Genomic DNA, 23,671 nt, shown 5'->3' with positions numbered 1-23,671 from the left:
CAATAGTTGTGGGAGTATAGTAGGAAATTTAAGCTGACATTAATAGTAAAGATTTGAAAAAAAAGCCGTTTATTTAAACGGCCTTATATTTTAAAGAAAAATTTCAGCTTGCATATAAAGTTTTCCATAGCCTGAAATTTCAATACGCTCTTCAGACAGGATATTGCAATATAAAACGCCTCCACGGCTAGAAGCCTGATAAGCCAATATATTATTTTTGCCCAGCTTTTCTGCCCATAACGGCGCTATTGCAGTATGAACTGAACCTGTAACAGGATCTTCATCAATGCCCGCGACAGGTGCAAAATAACGCGATATACAGTCATATTGTTGGTCTGCTTTTGAGGTAATTACAACCTCCATTCCCGTCGTTGTAATCGCAGTCCGCTTACCTAGGATTTTGAGCAAGCTCATGTCAGGTTGCTCGTCTAATACATCTTGCACTGACTCATATTCAACAATGTAAGCTTGAACATTTTGATAAACCGCTTTAAATGGTTTGGTTAATGCCTCACGTAAAACACCTGGATAATCTTCGACTTGATGAGCTTTACGAATCGGAAAATTCATTCTGATTTTGCCATCTTCATCTTGATGAACGATAAAAAGACCTAAGTTTCGGACATGAAAATTAATGGTCTTTTTATCAGTAAAATCTTTAAATATTACAAAAGCACTTGCAAGCGTCGCATGCCCACAAAAATCGGCTTCAACTGTTGGCGTAAACCAACGAATTTCATAATTTTCAGCGTCTATGATTTTTACAAAAGCAGTCTCAGATAAGTTATTTTCAAGTGATATCTTTTGCATTAAATCTGCATCTAGCCATTCTTTTTCAACAATCACAGCCGCAGGATTGCCACGAAATAACTCTTTTGTAAAAGCATCGACTTGATACATTTTCATGATAGTGCTCTCTTTTGTAACAGGTTCATTTTCGAAAATTATTTAAAAGAAAAAAAGATACAGTTTTTTAAAAATTAACATCACAGTGGCAATTAAAGCATATAAAAAAACGGCTCATCCAAAGTGAATGAGCCGTTTAATACTAATTCTTAATGATGTTGAGTTAACTCAATTTCATCTTCACTATTTAAGATGTCTTTATCGGTCTGACCCATAAATTGACTTGTAACTACGCCCGCAGTCATTGAGCCATTTACGTTTAACGCAGTACGTCCCATATCAATGAGGGGTTCAATTGAAATAAGAAGTGCAACTAAAGTCACAGGTAAACCCATAGCTGGAAGAACAATCAGTGCAGCAAAAGTCGCACCACCACCTACTCCAGCAACCCCAATTGAACTTAAAGTCACAATACCCACTAACGAAGCAATCCACATTGGATCTAGCGTGTTAATTCCCATGGTTGGCGCAACCATGACTGCCAACATTGCTGGGTATAAACCCGCACAACCATTTTGACCAATGGTCGCACCAAAAGAAGCAGAAAAACTTGCAATAGATTCAGGAATACCTAAACGGCGAGTCTGCGTCTCAATGCTCAGTGGAATACTGGCAGCACTTGAACGGCTGGTAAATGCGAAAGTCAGAACAGGAGCAACTTTTTTGAAGAACTTAACTGGAGAAACGCCTGTCAGGGTCAAAATAATGGCATGCACGACAAACATGATGGCTAAACCTAAATAAGATGCCACCAAGAAACCGCCTAGATTTAAGATATCTGCCACATTCGAACTTGCCACAACTTTGGTCATGAGGGCAAAAACACCATACGGTGTAAGTGTCATCACTAAACGAACCAACTTCATTACCCAAGACTGTAAAGTCTGAATTGCAGTCAGAATACGCTGGCCTTTCTCTGCATCATCTTTCATTAGGTTAAGCGCAGCTATACCTAAAAAGACAGCAAAAATAACCACACTAATAATTGAAGTTGGGTTTGCACCAGTTAATTCGGCAAATGGATTACTTGGAATAAAAGAAAGAATAAATTGCGGTACACTTAAATCAGTAACTTTACCTACATAATCTGTATTAATGGCAGTTAAGCGTGCAGTTTCAGCAGCACCTTGCACTAAACCTTTTGCCGTTAAGCCAAATAGGTTAGTAACAAATACACCTACGAGTGCAGCAATCAGTGTTGTAAAGAGTAAAGTACCGATTGTATAAAAACTGATTTTGCCTAAAGATGAAGCTTGGTGTAATTTTGCAACCGCTCCCAAAATAGACACAAATACCAAAGGCATAACGACCATTTGTAAAAGTTTTACATAGCCGTTTCCAACGATATTAAACCAGCTAATAGATTCAGCAAGAATCGGATGGCCACCGCCATAAATCAAATGTAGTCCTAAACCAAACACTACACCTAGAACTAAGCCAGCCAGAACTTTTTTCGATAAGCTCCAGTCTGTTTTACGTGTTTGGGCGAGTAAAAATATTAACCCGACAAAAACCACAATATTGATGATTAAGGGTATATTCATTCCCAAACTCCAAATTATTGCTTGTGTCATCTTTCAAGGGGGCATATTTGACCATAGCCGGCCTATATAAACTACCCTTTTCAACAATTTTATAGCATCAAGATGATTACAAACTTGCGTGAGAATATAAAATGACTTTTAAATACATATATATCACTTTTAATTTATAAATTAAGTGAGATATTTATGTATAAAAACCAGCCTCTACTTAAGCAACCTTTAATTCAAATTGCTGCTCAATAAAATGAATAAATTGCTTTAAATTGGTCCCCCATGTTTCTGGTAACTGGGCAACTAAATAGGTAGTGAAAAAAGCAGATTCTGTATTTAGTCCAAAACAATTAACTGAAACTTTATCTGCAACTTTTGTGAGATATGATTTCGGTAATAAAGCAAAACCAACACCCAACTCTACACAGCTCACGATTCCGTCAAGACTACCCATTTCCATAATTTGCGAAGGCGGAATACTAAAGTCATTCAAGAAAAGCTCTATGGCATGTCGATATGAACAACCTTGCCGAAATGCAATAAATCTGGTCTTTGCAAGGGTTGCCTTGTCTGGAAAACTCTGTTGTTGCTTAGGGCAAACCAAAACCAGCTCTTCATGCCACACAGGAAAACTATATAACTCAGGAATCGAATGTTTAGATGCCACAAAAGCACAGTCCAATTCCCCCTGATGTACCGCATTTAATAAATAACGGGTCGGATGAGTTTGAAGCTCAATAGGCAAAGTAGGATATTGCTGCATAGATTGATTGAGCAACTGTGGCAAACGTATTGCTGCGGTTGTTTCCATGCTGCCCAAGCGAATAGTTTCATTCGGGTCAATATCACCTTCTTGAAAGATCTTTTTAGCTTTATCGTGCAATGCAATCATTTGAACAGCGTAACTATGTAGCTGTTGTCCTGCATTCGTTAAAGTCACAGGATTATTACGATTGAATAAAATAACCCCTAACTCTTCTTCAAGTTTTTTTATATGGCTCGTGATATTCGATTGAACCGTATACATTTTTTGTGCAGCCAATGAAAAACTTCCACTCTCTGCAACCGCTAAAAAAAACTCTAAAGACTTAAGTAACATTTCACTATCTCAAAATAAGATAATTGCTATCATATTAAATCATTTTTAATGATTGATAAACTCGCTTTTAATAATAAAAAAATTGAGCGTCTTCTCATGTCTACGTTTTATCGAATGAGCTTAATTGTCTTTTTGGCAACTTGTTTGGGAATTGGTGTTTTTAGATTTTCCTATACCGCACTCATGCCCATCATGATCGAGCAGTACCACTGGACCCATGATTTTGCCAGTTACTTAGGCAGCGCAAATTTATTGGGATATCTCATAGGTGCCTTATTAGCGCTATTGAGTATTAAAGAAAAGTACATTCCATTCATGATCGTACTTTCGACTATAGCTGGCAGTCTCAGCCTACTATGCTGTTCATTCATGGATATGCCTTTGGTGTGGTTCATTTTCTGGCGTACGATTTCAGGTATTGCTGGCGGCTTACTTATGATTTTGGCACCTAGCTTTGCAATGAAATACATTCCCACCACGCAAAGATTAAAAGTTAACTTTTTAGGATTTAGCGGAATTGGTGTGGGGGTTTTATCTGCCACCATTATTATTCCCCTACTTAAAAATATGCCCGTGCATTATGTTTGGGATATTTTTGCAGGTATTTCTTTATTAGGAAGCTTAACTCTTTATTGCTTATTAAGTAGCAATACTTCCCAGATGATTAAACCGCAATCTACTACTTTACAAGCCTCACAAAAATCACGTTTGGGTCTGGTCATTATTATTGCCTATATGTGTAGTGCCTTTGCCTATATTCCACATTCTTTGTTTTGGATGGATTATTTATCTGGAACTCTGCATTTCCCCTTACAGCAAAGGAATTTATTTTGGGTTCTCTATGGATTAGGAAGCTGCATTGGTGCATTTGTCGCTTATTGCTTAAGCCGAATAGTGGGATATATACAGGCCATTAAATGGCTCTATGGCATTTACTGCCTAGCCGTTGTTTTACCTTTCCTTTCACAGACCACTTCTTTACTCGCCTTGTCTTCACTTTTGACAGGCTTACTGACTCCCGCCACCGTATTTATTAGTTCTTATAGTCTGCTACAGATTTATGAGCAAAGTTATCAAAAGCTTTGGAGCCTTGCCACTATTGGGTTTGCTAGCACTCAGCTTTTAGGTGGGGTTGTCATTAGTACTCTGCATCATTTGCATTGGTCTTATGCCCATCTCTTTCTTTTGGGTGGAATCGTTCTTCTTTTTGCGGTTTGCCTTTTATTTCCTGTACGCCCTTCTTTCACCTCAACTCTCGGAGAAAACAAATCGTGAAAACTCTGCTCTTTCCTTTATTTCTAGTTGCTTTCGTTCTTGTTATTCAAGCCCTAGACCAGAGTTATCAAAAGAAAACTGGTTTTATTAAAACTCCGAAGCATCCAGAATTTATGCAATAAAGAAAGCCCTCAATCGAGGGCTTTCTTATGCAAAATTTATTTAATCTTCCATATGTTTGATAATCGCATCACCAAATTCAGAACAACGTAATAAGGTTGCACCCGGCATTAGGCGTTCAAAATCGTAAGTTACGGTTTTAGCAGCAATCGCTCCAGCAATTCCTTTAATGATCAGGTCAGCTGCTTCTGTCCAGCCCATATCACGTAGCATCATTTCTGCGGAAAGAATAATAGAACCAGGGTTTACTTTATCCTGACCTGCATATTTAGGTGCAGTACCATGAGTTGCTTCATAAACTGCAATTGCACCACCAATATTCGCACCAGGTGCAATACCAATACCGCCTACTTCTGCTGCCAAAGCATCAGAAATATAATCACCATTTAAATTTAAAGTAGCAATAACGGAATAATCTGCTGGACGCATGAGGATCTGTTGTAAAAATGCATCTGCAATGACATCTTTAATAATGATGTCTTTACCAGTTCTAGGATTTTTAATTTTAACCCATGGACCACCATCAATTAGTTCTCCACCGAAACGATCTAGAGCCAGTTCATAGCCCCACTCTTTAAATGCCCCTTCGGTATATTTCATGATATTCCCCTTGTGAACTAGCGTCACAGAAGCCTTATCATTTTCGATTGCGAACTGAATGGCTTTACGGACTAAACGCTGTGAACCTTCTTTCGATACAGGTTTAATTCCAATCCCACATCCTTCAGGGAAACGGATTTTTGTGACTCCCATTTCTTCTTGAAGAAACCTAATCACTTTTTTAGCTTCTTCAGAATCAGCTTTCCATTCAATACCTGCATAGATATCTTCCGAATTCTCACGGAAAATCACCATATCTGTTAATTCTGGGTGCTGAACAGGTGAAGGAACGCCTTCAAACCAACGTACTGGACGTACACAAACATATAGATCTAATTCTTGGCGTAAGGCAACGTTGAGTGAACGAATGCCTCCACCCACTGGTGTCGTTAACGGACCTTTGATTGATACAACAAATTCACGAAGAGCTTCAAAAGTTTCTTCTGGCATATAGTTGCCATAAATTTTATTAGCTTTTTCACCGCAATACACTTCCATCCATTCGATTGAGCGCTTGCCACCGTAAGCTTTTAAAATAGCAGCATCTACAACTGTTTTCATGGTTGGCGTAATATCCACCCCAATACCATCACCTTCAATGAAAGGAATAATTGGATGGTTTGGTACGTTCAGTGACAGGTCTGCATTTACTTTAATTTTGTCGCCGTCAGCAGGAACCACGATCTTCTGATAACCCATTGTGTAAATTCTCCCTTTTATAATACTTAATTAACTAAAAATAATTATCGATAAACAATACTTTCAACTTTTATTAACGCATAATAGCTTAATCGAATTTAATTCTTTTTGAGATTTATGTGGGAAATAAGCAAATTTCACACTTAAATATAGCTCAATGTTTTCTCTAGTTATTTGAAAGAAGAAGCCATTTTTTATGAAAATTGTCATTCTCAACAAGCCTTATGACGTTCTCTCCCAGTTTCGTAAAGACGAAGCGCATATGACCGTCTCGGACTTTGTTGATGACCCGACTTTGCGCTTGGCAGGCCGTCTTGATATGGACTCTGAGGGTTTAGTCTTTTTAACCGATCATGGTGGTCTGAACCAGTTCATTACCAATCCTGCAAATAAAAAATACAAAACGTATTTAGTTCAAGTTGATGGCGATGTAACTGAAGAAGCGCTTGAGCAGCTTCGTAAAGGTGTAGAACTTAATGATGGTATGACGCTTCCGGCTACTGCCATTAAAGTAAGTGAACCTGAGTGGTTATGGGAACGTAATCCACCTGTACGTTATCGTGCAAATATTCCAACATCTTGGGTCGAAATTTCAATTTGCGAAGGCCGTAACCGTCAAGTTCGTCGTATGACTTCTGCGGTAGGTTTTCCAACTTTACGTTTAATTCGTACTAAAATTGGTTCAATTGATTTAGTTCAACTCGGTTTAAGACCTGGTGATGTGAAAGAAATTGAGCCTTTGCTTTATCCTGACTTTAAAGATGTTCCTGCGGAAGAGCCTTATCGTTCACGTTCATATGTGAAAAAACCAGGTGGTACTGGCGGCAAACCGATGGTTCGTAAAAACAAAGATGGTTCTGCGAAAAAGTCGGGTACAAAACGTATCTGGCAAATGGATGAAAGCGAGAAGCCGCGTCGTAAGACTAATGGTACAACTCGTCCAAATACAAAAGCACCACGTGGTCGTGGACGTAATAGTCGTTAAGATCTAAATTTTCAAAGCTCACTTCGGTGGGCTTTTTTAATGTCATTTATTTTTATAAAAATAAAAAAGCCGGTGTTTATACACCGGCTTTTGAGCTATTCACTAACGAATTAGTAATTAAGCACCAACAGTTGCAAGAGCTGCATTAAATGTAGCACTTGGACGCATTACAGCATCTACTTTTGCTTTATCAATTGCATAGTAACCACCGATGTCAGCTGGTTTACCTTGTACTTGAGCAAGTTCAGCAACAATCTTCGGTTCTTCTTCAGCTAATGTTTTTGCAAGTGAAGCAAATTTAGCTTTTAACTCAGCATCTTCGTTCTGTGCAGCAAGTGCTTCTGCCCAGTAAAGTGACAAGTAGAAATGGCTACCACGGTTGTCAATCTCACCTGTACGGCGTGATGGAGACTTACCATTATCAAGTAACTTGTCAGTCGCTTCATCAAGCGTCTTCGCAAGTAACTTAGCACGAGCATTATTTTCTTTAATGCCCATTTCTTCTAAAGAAGCTGCTAGAGCAAGGAACTCACCAAGCGAATCCCAACGCAAGTGGTTTTCTTCAACAAGCTGTTGTACGTGTTTTGGCGCTGAACCACCCGCACCAGTCTCGTACATACCACCACCCGCCATAAGCGGAACGATAGATAACATTTTCGCAGAAGTGCCAAGTTCCATAATTGGGAACAAGTCAGTTAAGTAGTCACGTAAGATGTTACCAGTTACAGAAATAGTATCTAGACCACGTACTACACGCTCAAGTGTGTAACGCATTGCACGAACTTGAGACATAATCTGGATATCAAGACCAGTCGTGTCATGATCTTTTAAATACGTTTGTACTTTCTTGATCAATTCATTTTCGTGTGGACGGTACGGGTCAAGCCAGAAGATTGCAGGCATGCCTGAGTTACGTGCACGAGTTACTGCAAGTTTTACCCAGTCACGAATCGGAGCATCTTTAACCTGACACATACGCCAGATATCGCCTTCTTCAACATTTTGAGTCAATAACACTTCACCAGTGTCAAGATCGGTAATGTTTGCAATACCAGCTTCTGAAATTTCAAAAGTCTTGTCGTGAGAACCGTATTCTTCAGCTTTTTGAGCCATCAAGCCAACGTTCGGAACAGTACCCATAGTCTTCGGATCGAAGTTACCATGCCACTTACAGAAGTTGATCATTTCTTGGTAAATACGGGCAAATGTTGATTCTGGCATAACAGCTTTAGCATCATATTGCTTACCATCAGCACCCCACATTTTACCACCGGCACGGATCATTGCTGGCATAGAAGCATCAACGATGATGTCGTTTGGTGAATGGAAGTTAGTGATGCCTTTTGCCGAGTCAACCATTGCAAGTGCAGGACGGTGTTCTTGACAAGCATGTAAGTCTTCAATGATTTCTTCGCGTAATGAAGTAGGAAGAGTTTCGATTTTCTCGTATAACCCAGCCATACCGTTATTAACGTTAATGCCTAATTCGTCAAATAACTTACCGTGTTTTTCGAAAGCTTCTTTGTAGTAAATTTTCACACAGTGACCGAAAACGATCGGGTGTGAAACTTTCATCATTGTCGCTTTTACGTGTAGAGAGAATAAAATTCCCGCTTCTTTACAATCATCAAGTTCTTTTTCATAGAAATCACAAAGTGCTTTCTTGCTCATGAACATTGAGTCAATGATTTCGCCTTCTTGAAGCGCAACTTTTGGCTTAAGAACAATGCTCTTACCACTGGTCGTGATAAGTTCCATTTTCACATTACGTGCGCGATCAAGTGTCATTGATTTTTCACCATGGTAGAAGTCACCTTCTTCCATATGTGAAACGTGAGTTTGTGACCACTGTTTCCACTCGCTCATTGAATGAGGGTGTTTTTTCGCATAGTTTTTAACTGCTGCTGGAGCACGGCGGTCAGAGTTACCTTCACGAAGGACAGGGTTTACTGCTGAACCAAGGCACTTACCATAACGAGCTTTGATTGATTTTTCTTCTTCGGTTGCAGGATTTTCCGGATAATCAGGAATTGCATAACCTTTTGATTGAAGCTCTTTGATACATGCAGTTAATTGCGCAACAGACGCACTAATGTTCGGGAGTTTGATAATGTTAGTATCTGGATCTTGTGTAAGACGACCAAGCTCTGCAAGGTTGTCGGATACCTTTTGCTCTTCACTTAGGTAATCAGCGAATTCTGCGAGCACACGTGCAGCTACAGAGATGTCACTTTTAATAATCTCGATGCCAGCTGGCTTAGTAAAGGTCTCAATGATCGGCAGTAGCGAATAGGTCGCCAATAGTGGCGCCTCGTCAGTCAGTGTGTAAATAATAGTTGACTTTTCACCAGCCATATATAGCCCCTTCCGTTTGATTGAGTGTTGAGGACCGAGCTTTTGGCCCAGTGCCTACGAACCGATATGCTTAAATAAAACCCTGAGAGTATCGGCTCTCATTGCCTTCCAGTCAACGAAATATCCAGTGATAACGACATTTCGCAGCGAAATAATACATAATTCAAATATATAGATAATTTTCTGATATCTAAGTCATTGTAATACGCACATTCAGATCACTTTCCAGGCATTAAACATCATTAAATTACATGAGATATCTTTCAGTGTTCTGACAATTATTATACTTTTCATTCAAAATAAACTCAAAGGCAAAACGGATTTCGCCATCTGGAAGTACTTAAAAGTAAAAACCGATGTGCAAAACATCGGTTTTTTATAAACTATTTAGCTTTAATCTAAGCTTTTAACCATTTTTCAGTTTTAGCTTGATCTTCAACGATGAGTTCAACTTCGGTTAAATCAGATGTAGCGCAATCGACTTCAAAAGAGATTAACTCATCACGACGGAAAGCAAAGACAGTATAAGTTCCGCCCTGCTTTGCATACTTCTCAATAAGCTTAGTGGATGCTTTTAAACCATCAATTGCAATAATCACATCATTGGCAGAAATACCTGCTTTCGCTGCTGCACTATCACGGCGGGCACTTTGCACAAGCACACCTTCTGGCTTATCGACAAGTTTTAAACCTAATGGCAAAGATTTATCAGTTTTAACTCTATAGCTTAAGCCAAATTCAGGAAACAATTGATCAAGCGGTAATTCATCAGTCGTGTTAATCAGATGATTAATTTGTTCAATCCAATTATCACCTGTCAGTTCTTTACATAAATCAAAAATGGTTCTTTCGTTTACCTGCATATCATTTTGAGTATTTTCATATAATCGACGCATTAAAGCATCCAGACTAGAACCACGTAGACGTAAGCCTAAATCTAGGCACAACGCAACTAAAGCACCCTTATTGTAGTAACTCGTACCCGCGTTATTTGAGTTTTCATCTTGACGATAAAATTTAATCCAAGCATCAAAACTTGATTCGGCCACTGTTTGAACAAAACGGCCTGGGTTTTGTAAATAGCGATCAATTTGTGCTTTGAGTAAATCAAGATAAGACTTCTGAGAAATTACGCCACTACGTAATAAAATCAGGTCATCATAATATGAAGTAAAGCCTTCAAATATCCAAAGTAAAGAGGTATAGCCTTCTTGGTGCAAATTATAATTTGCAAAGTTTTCTGGACGAATAAACTTTACTAACCATGAATGAAAGTATTCGTGACTACATAAGCCTAAAAAGCGTTGATAGTCTTTAGAAGGTTCAGTTGGTTCATTTGATTTTGGCAAATCGTCACGCGGTGTAATCAGACTTGTACTATTACAATGTTCTAATCCACCATAACTATTCCCTGTTGCCATCGTCATAAAGGTATAGTTTTTAAATGGCGCTGAACCGAACATATTTATTTCGGCTGCACAGATCTTTTCAATGTCAGCTTTTAAGCGATCAACATTGGCATTATGTGGGCCAGAAATTACAAACTCATGTTCAATATCATGTGTTTCAAAACTAAAACGTGTTTGATCAGCCAATTCAAACGGGCTATCAATCAATTGATCATAATGATCGGCTTTTAAAGTAAAGCGGCCTTTGACTAGACTTTTTGAAGCTAAGCCCGTTGCTAACTGAAAATGTTTTAACTCATCGGGTAAGAAAACTTCGACTTCACAAGCAGACTGTTCTTGTCCTTCTAAAGCTAAACATACGCATGCTGGATTAATATATAAGCGGGTCTGATCGACATATGCACCACGTACAGACAAATCATATGCATAAACATCATATTCAATCGTCATTAACTCATGATCGGTATTAAATAAACGCCAACGATTCTTGCTCGTTTTTTTAATATCCAGCAGACGTCCAGCTTCATCATAAGCTTTAACGGCTTCAATATGTTTTGAGAACTCTCGAATTAGATAACTACCCGGAATCCACGTTGGCAGCCAAAGTTCCTGATTCGGATTGGCTAAAAAACGAATTGTCACGTGAACAAGGTGTTGTTTGTAATCATCGAACTCAATTTGATAATGCAACATAAATTCTTCAATTTAAAAATAAGAACGGCTTCGCATTAGATTATCACTTTTTTGTATCGTCTTGCGTACATGTATTTTTTGGCAACAATTTCCACTAGCCATCCATAAAAAAAAGGCATAGCATGCTGTGCATCTGTGTCCCGTATTTGCCAGTAAAAGTTAAGGTCATCCGTGAAATTTTTTCTATCTCTTTTTACCCTCTTCAGTATTTTCTGCACCACTCTAACCAATGCTGCGCTACTCAATATTGCACCTGAAAGTGTTGAAGCCGCCGCATGGACTATTGTAGATACTCAATCGGGTCAAATCATTGCCGAGCATAATAGCCATGTGCAACGTGCGCCAGCATCTTTAACCAAAATGATGGTTGCCTATATTGCTTTAAAAGAGATTAAAGCAGGAAAGCTGAAAAAAGAAGAAATCATTACTGCAACACCAGTGGTTGGTGTCGTACAGTGGGACGAATCACAAATGTATCTTAAAGCTGGTGAACAAATTTCTGTTGATCAGTTATTGGCAGGTTTAATTGTTATGTCTGCGAATGATGCAGCCGTGACCTTAGCTGAAAAAATTTCTGGTGATGTTCCCCATTTTGTACAACGTATGAATCAGGAAGCTCAGGCTTTGGGTATGAAAGATACCCATTTTAGTAACCCTCCTGGAATTACGATGCCGGATCATTACACTACGGCACATGATTTAAGCTTATTAGGTCAGGCCGTAATTAAAGAAACGCCTGAATATTTGCATTATTCAAAAATGCCAAGCTTTAGCTTCAATCAACGTTTTCATCATGCGACTAACCTTGCTTTGAAATATGACCCATCTGTTGATGGTCTAAAAACTGGTTACACTAAAGCAGCGGGTTATAATTTGGCATTAACAGCTTCACGTCCTTCATTTTCATCAAATTTGGCTCAAAGACGTTTATTGGTCATCGTTTTAGGTACACCGAGTGCGGTAAAACGTGCTGAGATTGCAGATAAATTAATGAATCTTGCTTATACCTATACACGTGATGAAGTCATTATTCCTGAGCAAAAATTAATCGCAGAGCTACCTGTTGTAAAATCGACTTTAAAAATGTTTAAGGTAGCGACAAAGCAACCTACGATTGTAACGACTTCTTTATATGCTGACCCAGCACCAATTGACTTAAATAATTTTGATAATATCACTCAGCGCGTTCAAGTACTTGATAGTAACCTTCAGCCAAAGGTTATTGCTCCTCTCGAAACGACTCAAACACATGTAAACATTGAACTCAATGAAAAACAATTAACTGCGCCTTTAATGAAAGTAATGAGCTTAGCAACAGTATCGATTTATCAAAATAATCAACTGATCCGTAGTCTTCAAATCGAAGATAATGTACATATTGAAGAAGCTAATATTTTCCAAAAAATTGCAATGTGGTTTTCTAGCCTCTTCTCTATTTTTTCATCAAGTGAACATAGTGCTGCAAAACTCTACCCTGTAGATTCGCACTAAAAACATCAAATTGTGCACAGACGCACAATAAATTTTATAAATAAAAGATGGCATAATTTAGCCATCTTTTTTTATAGAAAAATAATTAGGTGAAAAAAATGGCCCAAAATTTACATCATATTGTAATTGTTGGTGGTGGTGCTGGTGGCTTAGAACTGGCAACACAACTCGGTGAAACTTTTGGGAAAAATCGTAAAGCAAAGATTACATTGGTTGACCAAAATCTTACCCATATTTGGAAACCTTTGCTTCACGAAATCGCTGCTGGTTCTTTAAATCCACACGAAGAACAAACTAACTATTTCGCACACTCAGAAAAACATCATTATGAATTTGTGCTCGGAACATTAATTGGGGTCAATAAAGATAAAAAATTAATTGAACTAATGCCCCCTCAAGTGTCTAAGGATCAACAGAATCATTCGCAAGAGCTCAGTTATGACACTCTTATTTTAGCGCTTGGTTCAGTATCAAATGACTTTAATACCACGGGTGTGCGTGAAAACTGTCATTTCCTCGACAGCAGAAAACAAGCCGATGTTTTCCAGCAAGATTTATTACATCTTTATATTGAAGCTCAAAATCAACCTAATCAACGGACTTTAAATATTGGAATCGTTGGTGCGGGGGCAACAGGTGTAGAGCTTGCAGCCGAGTTAATTGAAACAACCAAAAACTTTTATCGATACGGTTTAAAGAAAATTCACCCTAACCAAGTCAAAATTACACTCATTGAAGCCTCTGAGCGCATTTTACCTGCTCTGACAGATAAAACTGCTGAACATAGTGCCGAACAACTCAGAAAAATGGGCGTTGAAATTTTAACTCAACACCGCGTTGAAAAAATTGATAAGCATTGCATCTACTTTAGTAATGGCAACCAACTCAAAAGTGATATTACCGTTTGGGCAGCAGGCGTAAAAGCACCTAAGGTACTAGAAAGCTTTACAGATTTTAAACGCGATAACATTAACCGCTTAATGGTCTATGCAACGTTGCAAACCTATTCTGATCCAAATGTATTTGCGTTTGGTGATTGTGCTCATTGCCAACTTGATGCACGAAACCCTCCTCTTGGACCACGTGCTCAAGTTGCCAGCCAACAAGCAAGCTTTTTAGTTGATGCGATGGCTGCCAGACTTAATGGCCGTTCGCAGCCAATGTTCACTTTTAATGACAAAGGTTCACTTGTGTCTTTAAGTCGTAATAAAGCCGTTGGAGAATTACTTGGCGATGTAAGTGTGCAAGGTTATATTGCAAAAACTATGTACGTATCTTTGTATCGTTTACATCAAGCAACGATTCATGGATACACTCAAGCTGGACTACTCACAATGAAAGATTTACTTACAAGACGTGTACGTCCAAAAATTAAGCTGTATTAAGTTGAATTTTTTAAGTTCGTCCCTATTTAAATAAAAACGCATTAGAAAAAGTGCCAAAGATTAAGATTTTGTAGTCTACAAAATTTATTTTTCACTTTATGATGTACGCTTTAATTGATTGAATGGATCAAAAACATGACTGCTATTGCAAATAACCACGTGGTTTCATTCCACTACAAATTAACAAACGCTGAGGGTGAAACACTTGATCAATCTCAAGGCGAACCACTTGCCTATTTGCACGGTGCAGGCAATATCATTCCTGGTCTTGAAAATGCATTAGAAGGTAAAACTGTTGGTGACAAATTTACTGTTAATGTACCAGCAGCTGAAGGTTATGGCGAATACAACCCAGACCTAGTACAAGAAGTTCCAGCTCAAATGTTCCAAGGTGTTGAAAACATTCAACCTGGTATGCAATTCCAAGCTCAAACAGATGACGGCGTTCAGATCGTAACTGTTAAAGCTGTTGAAGGCGACAACGTTGTTGTAGATGCTAACTTCCCACTTGCTGGTCAAGATTTAACTTTTGAAGTTGAAATCGTAGAAATCCGTGAAGCTTCTGAAGAAGAATTAGATCACGGTCACGTACACGGTGCAGGTGGTCACCACCACTAATTCATCTTTAGATGAAGATAAGAGCAAAGCTTCGGCTTTGCTTTTTTTATGTATTTATTTTTATATAATATCTTGATAATAAACCTCTAACTCACTCAACTTTATAAGGGTATCTTTCATGTCAAACGTAAATCAGCTGATTTGGTTTCGTCAGGATTTGAGAGTTCGAGACCATGCTGCTTTATGGCATGCTTGCCAGCAAGGACCTTCAATTGGGTTAGTTATTTTGTCGCCTGAACAATGGAAAATACATCACGATGCAACTATAAAAATTAATTTCTATTTACATCAGCTTCAACAACTTAAAAAAGAATTAGAACAGCTTAATATTCCACTTATTATTCAAGTGATTCCCTACTGGAAAGATATTGCAGATTATATTTGCCAACTCACACATCAACTTCATATCGAAAATGTTTACTCAAATATAGAAGTAGGTGTGAATGAGTTAAAAAGAGATAAAACTGTACAGCAGGCTTTAAATCAACAAGGTAAAGAACTTTTTTTATTTCATGACCGTACGATTTTTCCTTTACGTTCTATTCGCAACCAGTCACAGCAACCATATCAAGTTTTCGGCGCATTTAAAAAAGCATGTTATTCGAAACTAGATATCAGTGGTTTGCCTCAGTGCTATCCAATTCCTGAAAAGCAAAAATCTAACCCAGAGTCTGATTCAAATATAAAAAGTTTAAGTCTAGAAGATATCGAAGCTTTTTTTGACTCATCTATTTCTAAAGAGCAACAAAACTTGTGGCCGACTGGAGAAGATTTTGCTCTGGAGCAGCTCTACATATTTATTGAAGATCATTTATCTGATTATAAATTAGAACGTGACTTTCCAAATGTAAAAGGAACTAGCCAACTTTCCCCCTATTTAAATCTTGGAATTTTGTCTATTCGTCAATGTTTACAAGCCCTTTTCCGAGCTGAACATGGCAACTTCCATCTGGCAAACGAAGGTCAGCAGACTTGGTTAGATGAACTGCTTTGGAGAGAGTTTTATCAGCATATTTTATTTGATTTTCCACATGTTTCTAAACACATTCCGTTTAAAAAAGATACTCAGAAAATTAAGTGGAATCATAATCCAGAGCACCTAATCGCATGGCAAACTGGCCAAACAGGTATACCGATTATTGATGCGGGCATGCGTCAGCTACAAAAAACAGGATGGATGCATAATCGAGTACGCATGATTACCGCTATGTTTTTATGTAAAAACCTACTCATCGATTGGCGAATAGGTGAACAATGGTTTATGGAACACTTAATCGATGGTGATTTAGCAGCGAATAATGGTGGTTGGCAATGGTGTGCATCAACCGGAACTGATGCTGTCCCCTATTTCCGAATTTTTAACCCTATTGCTCAGTCTAAGAAATTTGATCCAAACGGAGACTATATTCGTCAATGGGTGGATGAGTTAGCCCATCTAGACAATAAAGTGATTCATGAACCCTACTCAAGTAAGACTCCACTTCAGTTGAATTATCCGAAACCAATTGTTGATTTGAAAGAAACTCGTATGAAAGCAATTGAAACTTTCAAGAGTATTTAGATAAGACTTGCGTCTTATCTGTTTATTTTTGATTAAAAAAATACGAGAAATTTGACTATATTGTGACTTTACTCTAAAAATAATACTAAAAGGATTTATAAAAGGACAAACACAACAATAAATTCAAAAAGCATCACAGCTCATTATAAAAGTATAAAAATTAACATTACAAAAAAGGTAGCCAGAGGTCGCATGCAGCAAAAGAACCCGGGAAGAACACTCGTCTTATGGATTATCGCAGCTCATCTATTTATGGGGATGGTGGCATATGAGTGGCTGCCGGTAAGTTTTAGAGGAAGCTGGATTTTTATTCTTATTCTTTTAATTTCTGGTGCTTTTTTAGAAGTCGGCGCATCTTTAATTGTTGGTTTACTCGCATTTATAGGTGTTGCAGTATATTTTCTGCTTGACCTAGGCGCACAAACACATATTGAACGTCAGCTCCTTTTACTTTTTATTATCCCTCTTATTCCTCTTTTTCTTAGTGCTGTACGCCACAATATTGAAATTAACGTCCAAAAATATCGTGATATACAAAGTTATGATCGAAATTATCGCCGTGATATTTTCCCGCTTAGCGCACTTAAGTATTTTCAACGTAGTTTCTTTAAACTTCTTGATCATCACCACATACAAGACTATGAAGTCTTTGAAATCAGGATTCTCAACCGAAGCTTAATTAAAGAAATGTTAGGTGATGATGTATGGAAAACAACTCAAAATGAAATGATTAAAATTTTGAGCCAGCATCACCCGCAAGAAATTGTTTTCCAGTTTGCTGATGATGATCTAGAAACGATATACAGTATTGTTATTCGTAAACAAAAAACAGAAGAAGAACCTGAATTTATTAAAAAGCTAAGAGAAATTATGACTTTGCGGCTTGAAGTCGAATATAAAGTTATTCAGATTCCACCTGAAGAGGAGATTACTTAATGTCTAATCTTCTTAATATTTGTGGAATTATTATCGCCTCTAGTCAATATCCAGATGGCACTTTGCAGCAGTTCTATCGTCAATATTATCATTGTGAAATTAAATCTGAACAAACAAAAACTGAAGTTCAGAGCATGAATGACCTTTCCATGTTTTTCCCGTCACAGGACACATGGTGGCCTATTTTTACAATTGATCAAATCAGTTCCGATAGCTTTCAAGGACTTATTCATAAAGGAATAAAGCCAGGCATCATATTACCAGATGAAGTTTTTAGCTTTTCTCACTATTTCTTATTAAAAGAAGCAGTGAGCCAAGGTGCTATTCCGATTGTACTTTTTAAATCTGAACAACCTCAATATTTTGCCGCCAAAGCTACATTTTCAACTGCAATTGGCTTACGGCCTATGGCTGCTTTTGTTTCAACAGGTTGGGATGAAAATTTAATTTCCCAGACGGCTGGTAGCTATATTGTTCAGTTTAATCCAAAGGAACTTCCGCTACCCTCCAGAGAGATTAAACAAAAGCAGCACTTATTTTATTCAGCCAAAAATTTTAATGGTCATGTTTCTGGTTATGAAATTATTATTAACCCTCCTGCTGATCTTCCGACCACAAATATTCGATATCCTCAACTCGGCATTTCATGGAAATTTAATAATATTAAATACATAAGCACCCCAGAACATGTAAACACTAGTTTTATTGGGTATGTTTTTATTGGTTTAAGCACAGTCGTAGTTCCACTCGATCTTATTTTAACCACAACCTATCCTGACCTACTTGGTACTTTCGGCAGCTATATTTCTTGGATCTCCTTGGTCGTCGGGGTGATTTTATTGTTATTGCTGATCTCATCTATCATTAGGAGGGTTAAATCAAATGGCTCCCATTGATATTCTCTTCCTATTTGGTTTTTTAGGCATCTGGATTCCTCAAGCATTTTGGGCATGGCTAAGTTATCAGGCTTGGAAATACTCAAAAACAGCAGAAAAAGAATTGCAGAACTTACCCGTACCCGATAGATGGCCCGTTTTGAGTGTTTTGATTCCTGCCTATAATGAAGGCGTAGTCATTGAAGATACTTTACATGCAATCGCGCAACAGGATTATCCAGCCGAAGCATATGAAGTTTTGCTGATTAATGATGGTTCTAAAGATAACACCCTAGAAATCGCCGAAAATCTAGCGCAGATTTATCCTTGCATAAAAATTGTCAATGTTCCTAAAGGGATGGGAGGCAAAGGTAAATCTAGGACACTAAATAATGGTCTACCTCATGCCAAAGGTGAACTCATTGTTGTTTATGACGCAGATAGTACACCTGAACCCGACTGCGTAAGGTTATTAGCTCAAACACTACTTGCAGATAAAAAATTAGTGGCTGTAAATGGCAAAGTAAGAACCCGTAATTGGCAAGATAGTATTCTGACTCGATTTATTGCCATTGAATTCATCTTTTTCCAATGGATTTTCCAAGGTGGGCGTTGGCAACGTTTTGAGCTATCGACATTAATGGGTACCAACTATGTCATTTGGCGTGATGCTTTAGAAACCTTGGGTGGTTTTGATGAGAAGTCATTGGTCGATGACACTGAAATGAGCTTCCGAATTTTTATCGGTCAAAAACGAATTAAATGGGTTCCCTACGCAATTGGTTGGCAACAAGATCCGCCATCATTAAGTGTGTTTGTTAAGCAGCGCTCACGTTGGACTCAGGGTAATTTTTATGTGACTCGTAAATATTTACCCGTAGCGTTAAGAACCCCATTTCCTATTGGAATTGAAATTCTAAATAACATTATGTGCTACATACTTTTCGTACCTGCTTTATTCTGGAGTCATATTACCTTGACGCTTGGGTTACTAGGTATCGCAGGCATTTCAGTTCCAGGCCCCTTTACATTACTGTGGGGCCTCTCGTTTTGCCTATATGTCGCACAAATGTGGTTTACCCTTTCACTCGAAAAAGTTAAACCAGAACTCTATTTTTACTCTGTTTTATCTTATGTAAGTTACTCACAAATATTTCTATTTATTGTTTTTAAAGCCGCATATGACATGCTTAAAAATAAAATACAGGGCAACTCCCTTCAATGGTACAAAACGGAACGTAGCAAGGAGAAAAAATAAATGAAAAAGACTTTTGATCTCTACAAAACAGCTCAAGTGCTCCTTGCCAGCACCAGTCTTATGCTCGCCATGTCTGCTCATGCGTACATATGGAAACTCGACGATATTAGTACTTCAACTAAATATACGGTCGAGCCTCATTTTTTCTATATTGGAAAAGGTGCCCAGTGGCAAAACATTCAATTTTCAAGTGATTATTCCACTGAAAGTGATACAACTTTACTCGTAAAATATGATGATAAACTCATTTATAACACTACGCTGAGTGGTGATGGTCAATTCAAATTTGATATCCCAGCAAGTCAGAGTGGCTTTCATCGTTTAGATTTTATTATTCAACAGTATGCTAAACCGACTACGCTGAATCAAACAAAAGAAACATTCTGTACAGAAGATATTGATCACTTAACTTATTTAAGCAATTCCCAACTCGACTTTACGCCTATCCGTAATATATACCGTTTAAAAGACTTACCAGATGCTTTAGCTAATCCACAAGCTAGACGGCCTACTCCATTTGTTGGTATTTTAAAATATAACCGTAAAGAGATTATAGAAGCTTCTATGCTCGCTAGATTAGCAAGTTCATGGACTTCAATCACACCAATTGAATGGGTTGATTCAGGACAAACTAATTTAAATGATGAAACAAATTTCATTATTGAAGTGATTCACTCAGCTACGCCACTCAAAGGGGGAGCATTCGTACAAATTGCAAAACCAGCAGATGGAGTAGCTACTCTTTCAATTACTTATCACACACCACAAGAACTCACTGCTGCCATAAATGGACTAATCAACCCCTCGTATGTAGAGCAACTTGATACAGGAAGTGCAATTTTCCCCACAACGATCTCCACTCCAACTTGGGCACAATTTAAAAAAATCAATACACTTGCAGACTTAGGCATTGAGGACTTCAGATTAAATCACGCTGAAAAGAACTTATTCCTTGATTTCCCAGCAGTATGGCAACCAACCGATATCTTGCAAGGGCAAATTGCACTACGTATTCAAAGTGGTTTATTGCAAGGTTCAAATATTACGGCTTGGATTGATGGCGGACTCGCAGGCAGCATGAAAACAGCCGACCTTGCTTCCGATCCCGTCAACCGACAATTCAACATTTTTGCCAAAGCTATTTCTAATACGACCAATTTTAATTTAAAGCTAGAAAACTCAGTCATTGCTAATTCACAGTGTTTACCCACTGCACATGGTTCGCTCTGGATTGATACAGCTAAATCTACTCTAAAGCTACCTCATAAACTAAAAAATGGTGTAGCCGCAATTTCAATGACTTTAGCAACGACTCCGACAATTGCAATTGATGATCAATCTGGTGCGTTAAATATCGCGATTGTATTAGGCCAAACTGCGAAAAAAATGCTTTTAACACAAGGACCAATGCCACTTAACCTAGTCCGGTATTCGCCAAATGCACCACAAGCAATAAATGTTCGTGTGAATAAAGATATTTATCAACAACAGGTATTAATGCATCAAGATATTATTTATGCGCCTGCTGCCCAAAATGGTTTCATTGTCAGTTATAACAATAACCGCTTTGATGTGATTACCGACTCACAAGGCGGTGCACAAGCTTTCATGCACCTTTGGGAAAAAATACAACATAAAATTCCAAATAACGTGACAAAAATGCTCGTTTCAGAAAATGGAAATATTTATGTTTTACAAAAACTTATTGTCGGAAATCAAAAAGCACCTTTAGTTCAACAATCTTCTTTCTTCTTATTAGTTGTGATTATCTCTGCAATCATGATAATAATTATCTTCTTGTGGTACTGGTTAAGACGAAATAATGAAAAAACAGATACCAATTAAAATAGCTGCTTTTATTATTTTAATTATTTGTAGTGTTATCGCTTATGCGGGGTTGTTCAAACATCAAGGACAAGCCCCACATATTGAAGGAATTTTCTGGCAGCCCGACAATAACACGACTCCACCAGAGGGAAACTGGCACTATTTAGGTGTTGATACATTTGTTCCCCAATGGTCTGTTGTTGAGTCTAAATCATGGTGGAAAGAATCAAATTTTCCTCAATGGGAAAAAGCAATTAATTTAGAAAAAATTAAACAAGAGCCTTGGGCTAAAAATCTAATATTGGGTTTAGCCGGCGAATATAATGAACCTAAAGCTCGGGCAAATGTCACTGAGTTAGGGGAAAAATCTGCTGAAATTATAAAAGAGCAAAAAACTGCACCTAAAGGTTATTATTTCCCAGTGGAAGCAGATCCGACTTGGTTAAGAGTAAGTGCTTTAGGTCAGGTTTTAACTAAACTTCCAGTACCAGTTTGGGTGAGTATTTATAGTGGTGAAACCGAACCCGAACATTACGATTTATGGGTTAAAAGCTGGTTACCAGAACATAACGGCGTTTTCTTCCAAGACGGAGTTGGCGTAGGTGTACGTTCTCCTCAGCAAGCTAAACATATTTTAGATCAACTTGAACAAAAGCTTGGAAAAGATAAAGTAATTATAGTACTCGAAGCCTTTAGAGTTAAAAAGAATGGGCAATTTAGAGCCGCATATCCTTGGGAAATTATTTCTCAGCTAAAAGCATATGAAGGAAAAACTGTCTATATTTTTGATGGTCCTCATTACATGAGCCGCTGGTGCGTCAATATAGTGAGCTTGTGGTATCGCCTCACTTATGGTGGTGTTAATAAAGCCATAAGTGAGAAGAAATTCTTAACTCATCATTATGCCAATTCATAAGATTTAGCAATTTGATCTAGAATACGTTGAGCTGCTTGCCCGTCACCAAATGGGTTTTCTACATGTGCCATTTTTTCATAGTGCTGTCGGTCGGTGAGTAACTTTTCAGCTTCTTCAATAATTTTTTGTTGATTCGTTCCCACCAAAACGCCTGCTCCCACTTCAACAACTTCAGGTCGTTCTGTGGTATCTCGTAAGATTAAAACTGGCTTATTAAATGATGGACTCTCTTCTTGTAAACCACCTGAGTCCGTCAAAATAAAAGTAGATCGGTCTATGACTGCCAATAAACTAGGATAGTCTAATGGTTTAACTAGATGGATTTGCGGATGGTCTTTAAACTTATCATGAACCACATCATGTACTGCTGGGTTTAAATGGACTGGCCAAATAAAATGTAAATCAGGATGGTCATGGGCTAAGTGCTCAACGGCATTACAAATATTTTGAATTCCCCCGCCAAAGTTTTCACGACGATGCGCAGTAATAAGCACAACTTTATCATCTTGCTTTAATTGAATTCCATAAGGTTCAAGCTGGTTCTTCAAATCAGATTTTTCAGAAATTAATTTACGTCCTAAATACACTGCATCAACAACTGTATTACCTGTAACTGTAATGAGTTCTAATGGAATTTGCTCATTGAGTAAATTTCTTTTTGATTGTTCTGTCGGAGCAAAATGCCATTTGGTAATACGTGACACTAACTGACGATTTCCCTCTTCTGGAAAAGGATGATCCAAATCATAAGAACGTAAACCAGCTTCGACATGTGCCACAGGAACTTTCATTGAAAACGCGACTAAGCCAGCTGCTAAAACAGTTGTTGTATCTCCTTGAATAACAATTGCATCTCTTTTTTGCCCATCAGTGTATACATTCTCGATTTGGCTCAAACCGTGTATGAGTAGCTGATTTAAACTTTGTCCCGCATTCATAATTTTAAGACGATGGTCAATTTCAACCCCAAAGAAATCTATCGCATCTCTTACTAATTCATCGTGTTGACCAGTAAAAATCACCTCAACTTGAAAACGAGGATCTTGCTTTGCCAATAAAATAACAGGGGCAAGTTTGATTAATTCAGGACGAGTTCCAAATACAATAGATATAAAAATTTTCTTCATT

General features: G+C 38.0%; 19 protein-coding genes. 12 read left to right on the top strand and 7 right to left on the bottom strand.

Annotated elements, in window-relative coordinates:
- Positions 1 to 90: 90 nt before the first annotated feature.
- The 3 genes from QLG01_RS16930 to QLG01_RS16920 all read right to left on the bottom strand — a co-directional run bounded on the left by QLG01_RS16930 (position 91) and on the right by QLG01_RS16920 (position 3,540).
- The gene (locus tag QLG01_RS16930; RefSeq protein WP_282496986.1) at positions 91 to 906 is read right to left on the bottom strand and encodes a PhzF family phenazine biosynthesis protein; all 816 of its coding nucleotides are present in this window, start codon (positions 904 to 906) and stop codon (positions 91 to 93) included.
- 149 nt (positions 907 to 1,055) lie between these two features.
- The gene (locus QLG01_RS16925; RefSeq protein WP_005307367.1) at positions 1,056 to 2,450 is read right to left on the bottom strand and encodes an L-cystine transporter; all 1,395 of its coding nucleotides are present in this window, start codon (positions 2,448 to 2,450) and stop codon (positions 1,056 to 1,058) included.
- A 208-nt stretch (positions 2,451 to 2,658) separates the two neighbouring features.
- The gene (locus QLG01_RS16920; protein WP_005307370.1) at positions 2,659 to 3,540 is read right to left on the bottom strand and encodes a LysR family transcriptional regulator; all 882 of its coding nucleotides are present in this window, start codon (positions 3,538 to 3,540) and stop codon (positions 2,659 to 2,661) included.
- A gap of 48 nt (positions 3,541 to 3,588) precedes the next feature.
- Here QLG01_RS16920 and QLG01_RS16915 point away from each other — a divergent pair, with 48 nt between their 5' ends.
- Together QLG01_RS16915 and QLG01_RS16910 are read left to right on the top strand one after the other, a co-directional pair.
- Positions 3,589 to 4,815, top strand: coding sequence for a YbfB/YjiJ family MFS transporter (locus QLG01_RS16915; RefSeq protein ID WP_282496985.1), 1,227 nt, complete (start codon positions 3,589 to 3,591; stop codon positions 4,813 to 4,815).
- On the top strand, positions 4,812 to 4,937 hold the full coding sequence (locus tag QLG01_RS16910; protein ID WP_013197121.1) for a hypothetical protein: 126 nt from the start codon (positions 4,812 to 4,814) through the stop codon (positions 4,935 to 4,937). Before QLG01_RS16915 ends, QLG01_RS16910 begins: the two co-directional genes overlap by 4 nt.
- A 40-nt stretch (positions 4,938 to 4,977) precedes the next feature.
- Here QLG01_RS16910 and icd read toward each other — a convergent pair whose 3' ends face one another.
- On the bottom strand, positions 4,978 to 6,234 hold the full coding sequence (gene icd, locus QLG01_RS16905) for an NADP-dependent isocitrate dehydrogenase (RefSeq protein WP_282496984.1): 1,257 nt from the start codon (positions 6,232 to 6,234) through the stop codon (positions 4,978 to 4,980).
- Between the two features lie 196 nt (positions 6,235 to 6,430).
- On the opposite strand from icd, the gene QLG01_RS16900 reads away from it, so the two are divergent.
- The gene (locus QLG01_RS16900; RefSeq protein WP_004790791.1) at positions 6,431 to 7,219 is read left to right on the top strand and encodes an rRNA large subunit pseudouridine synthase E; all 789 of its coding nucleotides are present in this window, start codon (positions 6,431 to 6,433) and stop codon (positions 7,217 to 7,219) included.
- Positions 7,220 to 7,336: 117 nt separating this feature from the next.
- Here QLG01_RS16900 and QLG01_RS16895 read toward each other — a convergent pair whose 3' ends face one another.
- Both QLG01_RS16895 and QLG01_RS16890 read right to left on the bottom strand, forming a co-directional pair.
- Complete coding sequence (locus QLG01_RS16895) at positions 7,337 to 9,574, bottom strand: NADP-dependent isocitrate dehydrogenase (RefSeq protein ID WP_005307379.1); 2,238 nt, start codon at positions 9,572 to 9,574, stop codon at positions 7,337 to 7,339.
- 398 nt (positions 9,575 to 9,972) lie between these two features.
- Positions 9,973 to 11,676 (bottom strand): PDZ domain-containing protein, encoded by a 1,704-nt coding sequence (locus tag QLG01_RS16890; protein WP_282496983.1) that lies wholly within the window; start codon positions 11,674 to 11,676, stop codon positions 9,973 to 9,975.
- A 171-nt stretch (positions 11,677 to 11,847) separates the two neighbouring features.
- Here QLG01_RS16890 and QLG01_RS16885 point away from each other — a divergent pair, with 171 nt between their 5' ends.
- From QLG01_RS16885 to QLG01_RS16845, 9 genes are all read left to right on the top strand, one after another.
- Positions 11,848 to 13,167, top strand: coding sequence for a D-alanyl-D-alanine carboxypeptidase PBP6B (locus QLG01_RS16885; protein ID WP_282496982.1), 1,320 nt, complete (start codon positions 11,848 to 11,850; stop codon positions 13,165 to 13,167).
- A gap of 98 nt (positions 13,168 to 13,265) precedes the next feature.
- Positions 13,266 to 14,552 carry an NAD(P)/FAD-dependent oxidoreductase gene (locus QLG01_RS16880; RefSeq protein WP_282496981.1) on the top strand — a complete coding sequence of 429 codons (1,287 nt, stop codon included), beginning with the start codon at positions 13,266 to 13,268 and terminating at the stop codon, positions 14,550 to 14,552.
- Positions 14,553 to 14,687: 135 nt separating this feature from the next.
- A complete protein-coding gene (slyD, locus tag QLG01_RS16875; protein WP_005307390.1) occupies positions 14,688 to 15,170 on the top strand; it encodes a peptidylprolyl isomerase in 483 nt (160 codons plus the stop codon).
- A 118-nt stretch (positions 15,171 to 15,288) separates the two neighbouring features.
- Entirely contained in the window at positions 15,289 to 16,731 is a 1,443-nt protein-coding gene (locus tag QLG01_RS16870; RefSeq protein WP_282496980.1) for a deoxyribodipyrimidine photo-lyase, read from the top strand.
- 192 nt (positions 16,732 to 16,923) lie between these two features.
- A complete protein-coding gene (locus tag QLG01_RS16865) occupies positions 16,924 to 17,667 on the top strand; it encodes a hypothetical protein (protein ID WP_005307396.1) in 744 nt (247 codons plus the stop codon).
- Complete coding sequence (locus tag QLG01_RS16860) at positions 17,667 to 18,563, top strand: hypothetical protein (RefSeq protein WP_282496979.1); 897 nt, start codon at positions 17,667 to 17,669, stop codon at positions 18,561 to 18,563. Before QLG01_RS16865 ends, QLG01_RS16860 begins: the two co-directional genes overlap by 1 nt.
- Positions 18,550 to 19,800, top strand: a complete 1,251-nt coding sequence (locus QLG01_RS16855; protein ID WP_005307402.1) for a glycosyltransferase — start codon at positions 18,550 to 18,552, stop codon at positions 19,798 to 19,800. The genes QLG01_RS16860 and QLG01_RS16855 overlap by 14 nt, the downstream gene beginning before the upstream one ends.
- Positions 19,801 to 21,645, top strand: a complete 1,845-nt coding sequence (locus QLG01_RS16850) for a hypothetical protein (RefSeq protein WP_250375305.1) — start codon at positions 19,801 to 19,803, stop codon at positions 21,643 to 21,645.
- Positions 21,623 to 22,543: a hypothetical protein gene (locus QLG01_RS16845; RefSeq protein WP_005307408.1), complete on the top strand. Its 921-nt coding sequence runs from the start codon at positions 21,623 to 21,625 to the stop codon at positions 22,541 to 22,543. Before QLG01_RS16850 ends, QLG01_RS16845 begins: the two co-directional genes overlap by 23 nt.
- Here QLG01_RS16845 and wecB read toward each other — a convergent pair.
- On the bottom strand, positions 22,528 to 23,670 hold the full coding sequence (wecB, locus tag QLG01_RS16840; RefSeq protein WP_005307411.1) for a UDP-N-acetylglucosamine 2-epimerase (non-hydrolyzing): 1,143 nt from the start codon (positions 23,668 to 23,670) through the stop codon (positions 22,528 to 22,530). The genes QLG01_RS16845 and wecB overlap by 16 nt on opposite strands.
- Position 23,671 lies beyond the last annotated feature (1 nt).

Source organism: Acinetobacter sp. V89_4 (assembly GCF_029967875.1).
GTDB lineage: Bacteria > Pseudomonadota > Gammaproteobacteria > Pseudomonadales > Moraxellaceae > Acinetobacter > Acinetobacter oleivorans.
The sequence above is the reverse complement of the archived record's forward strand: the minus strand, read 5'-3'. Positions and strand labels throughout refer to the sequence as shown.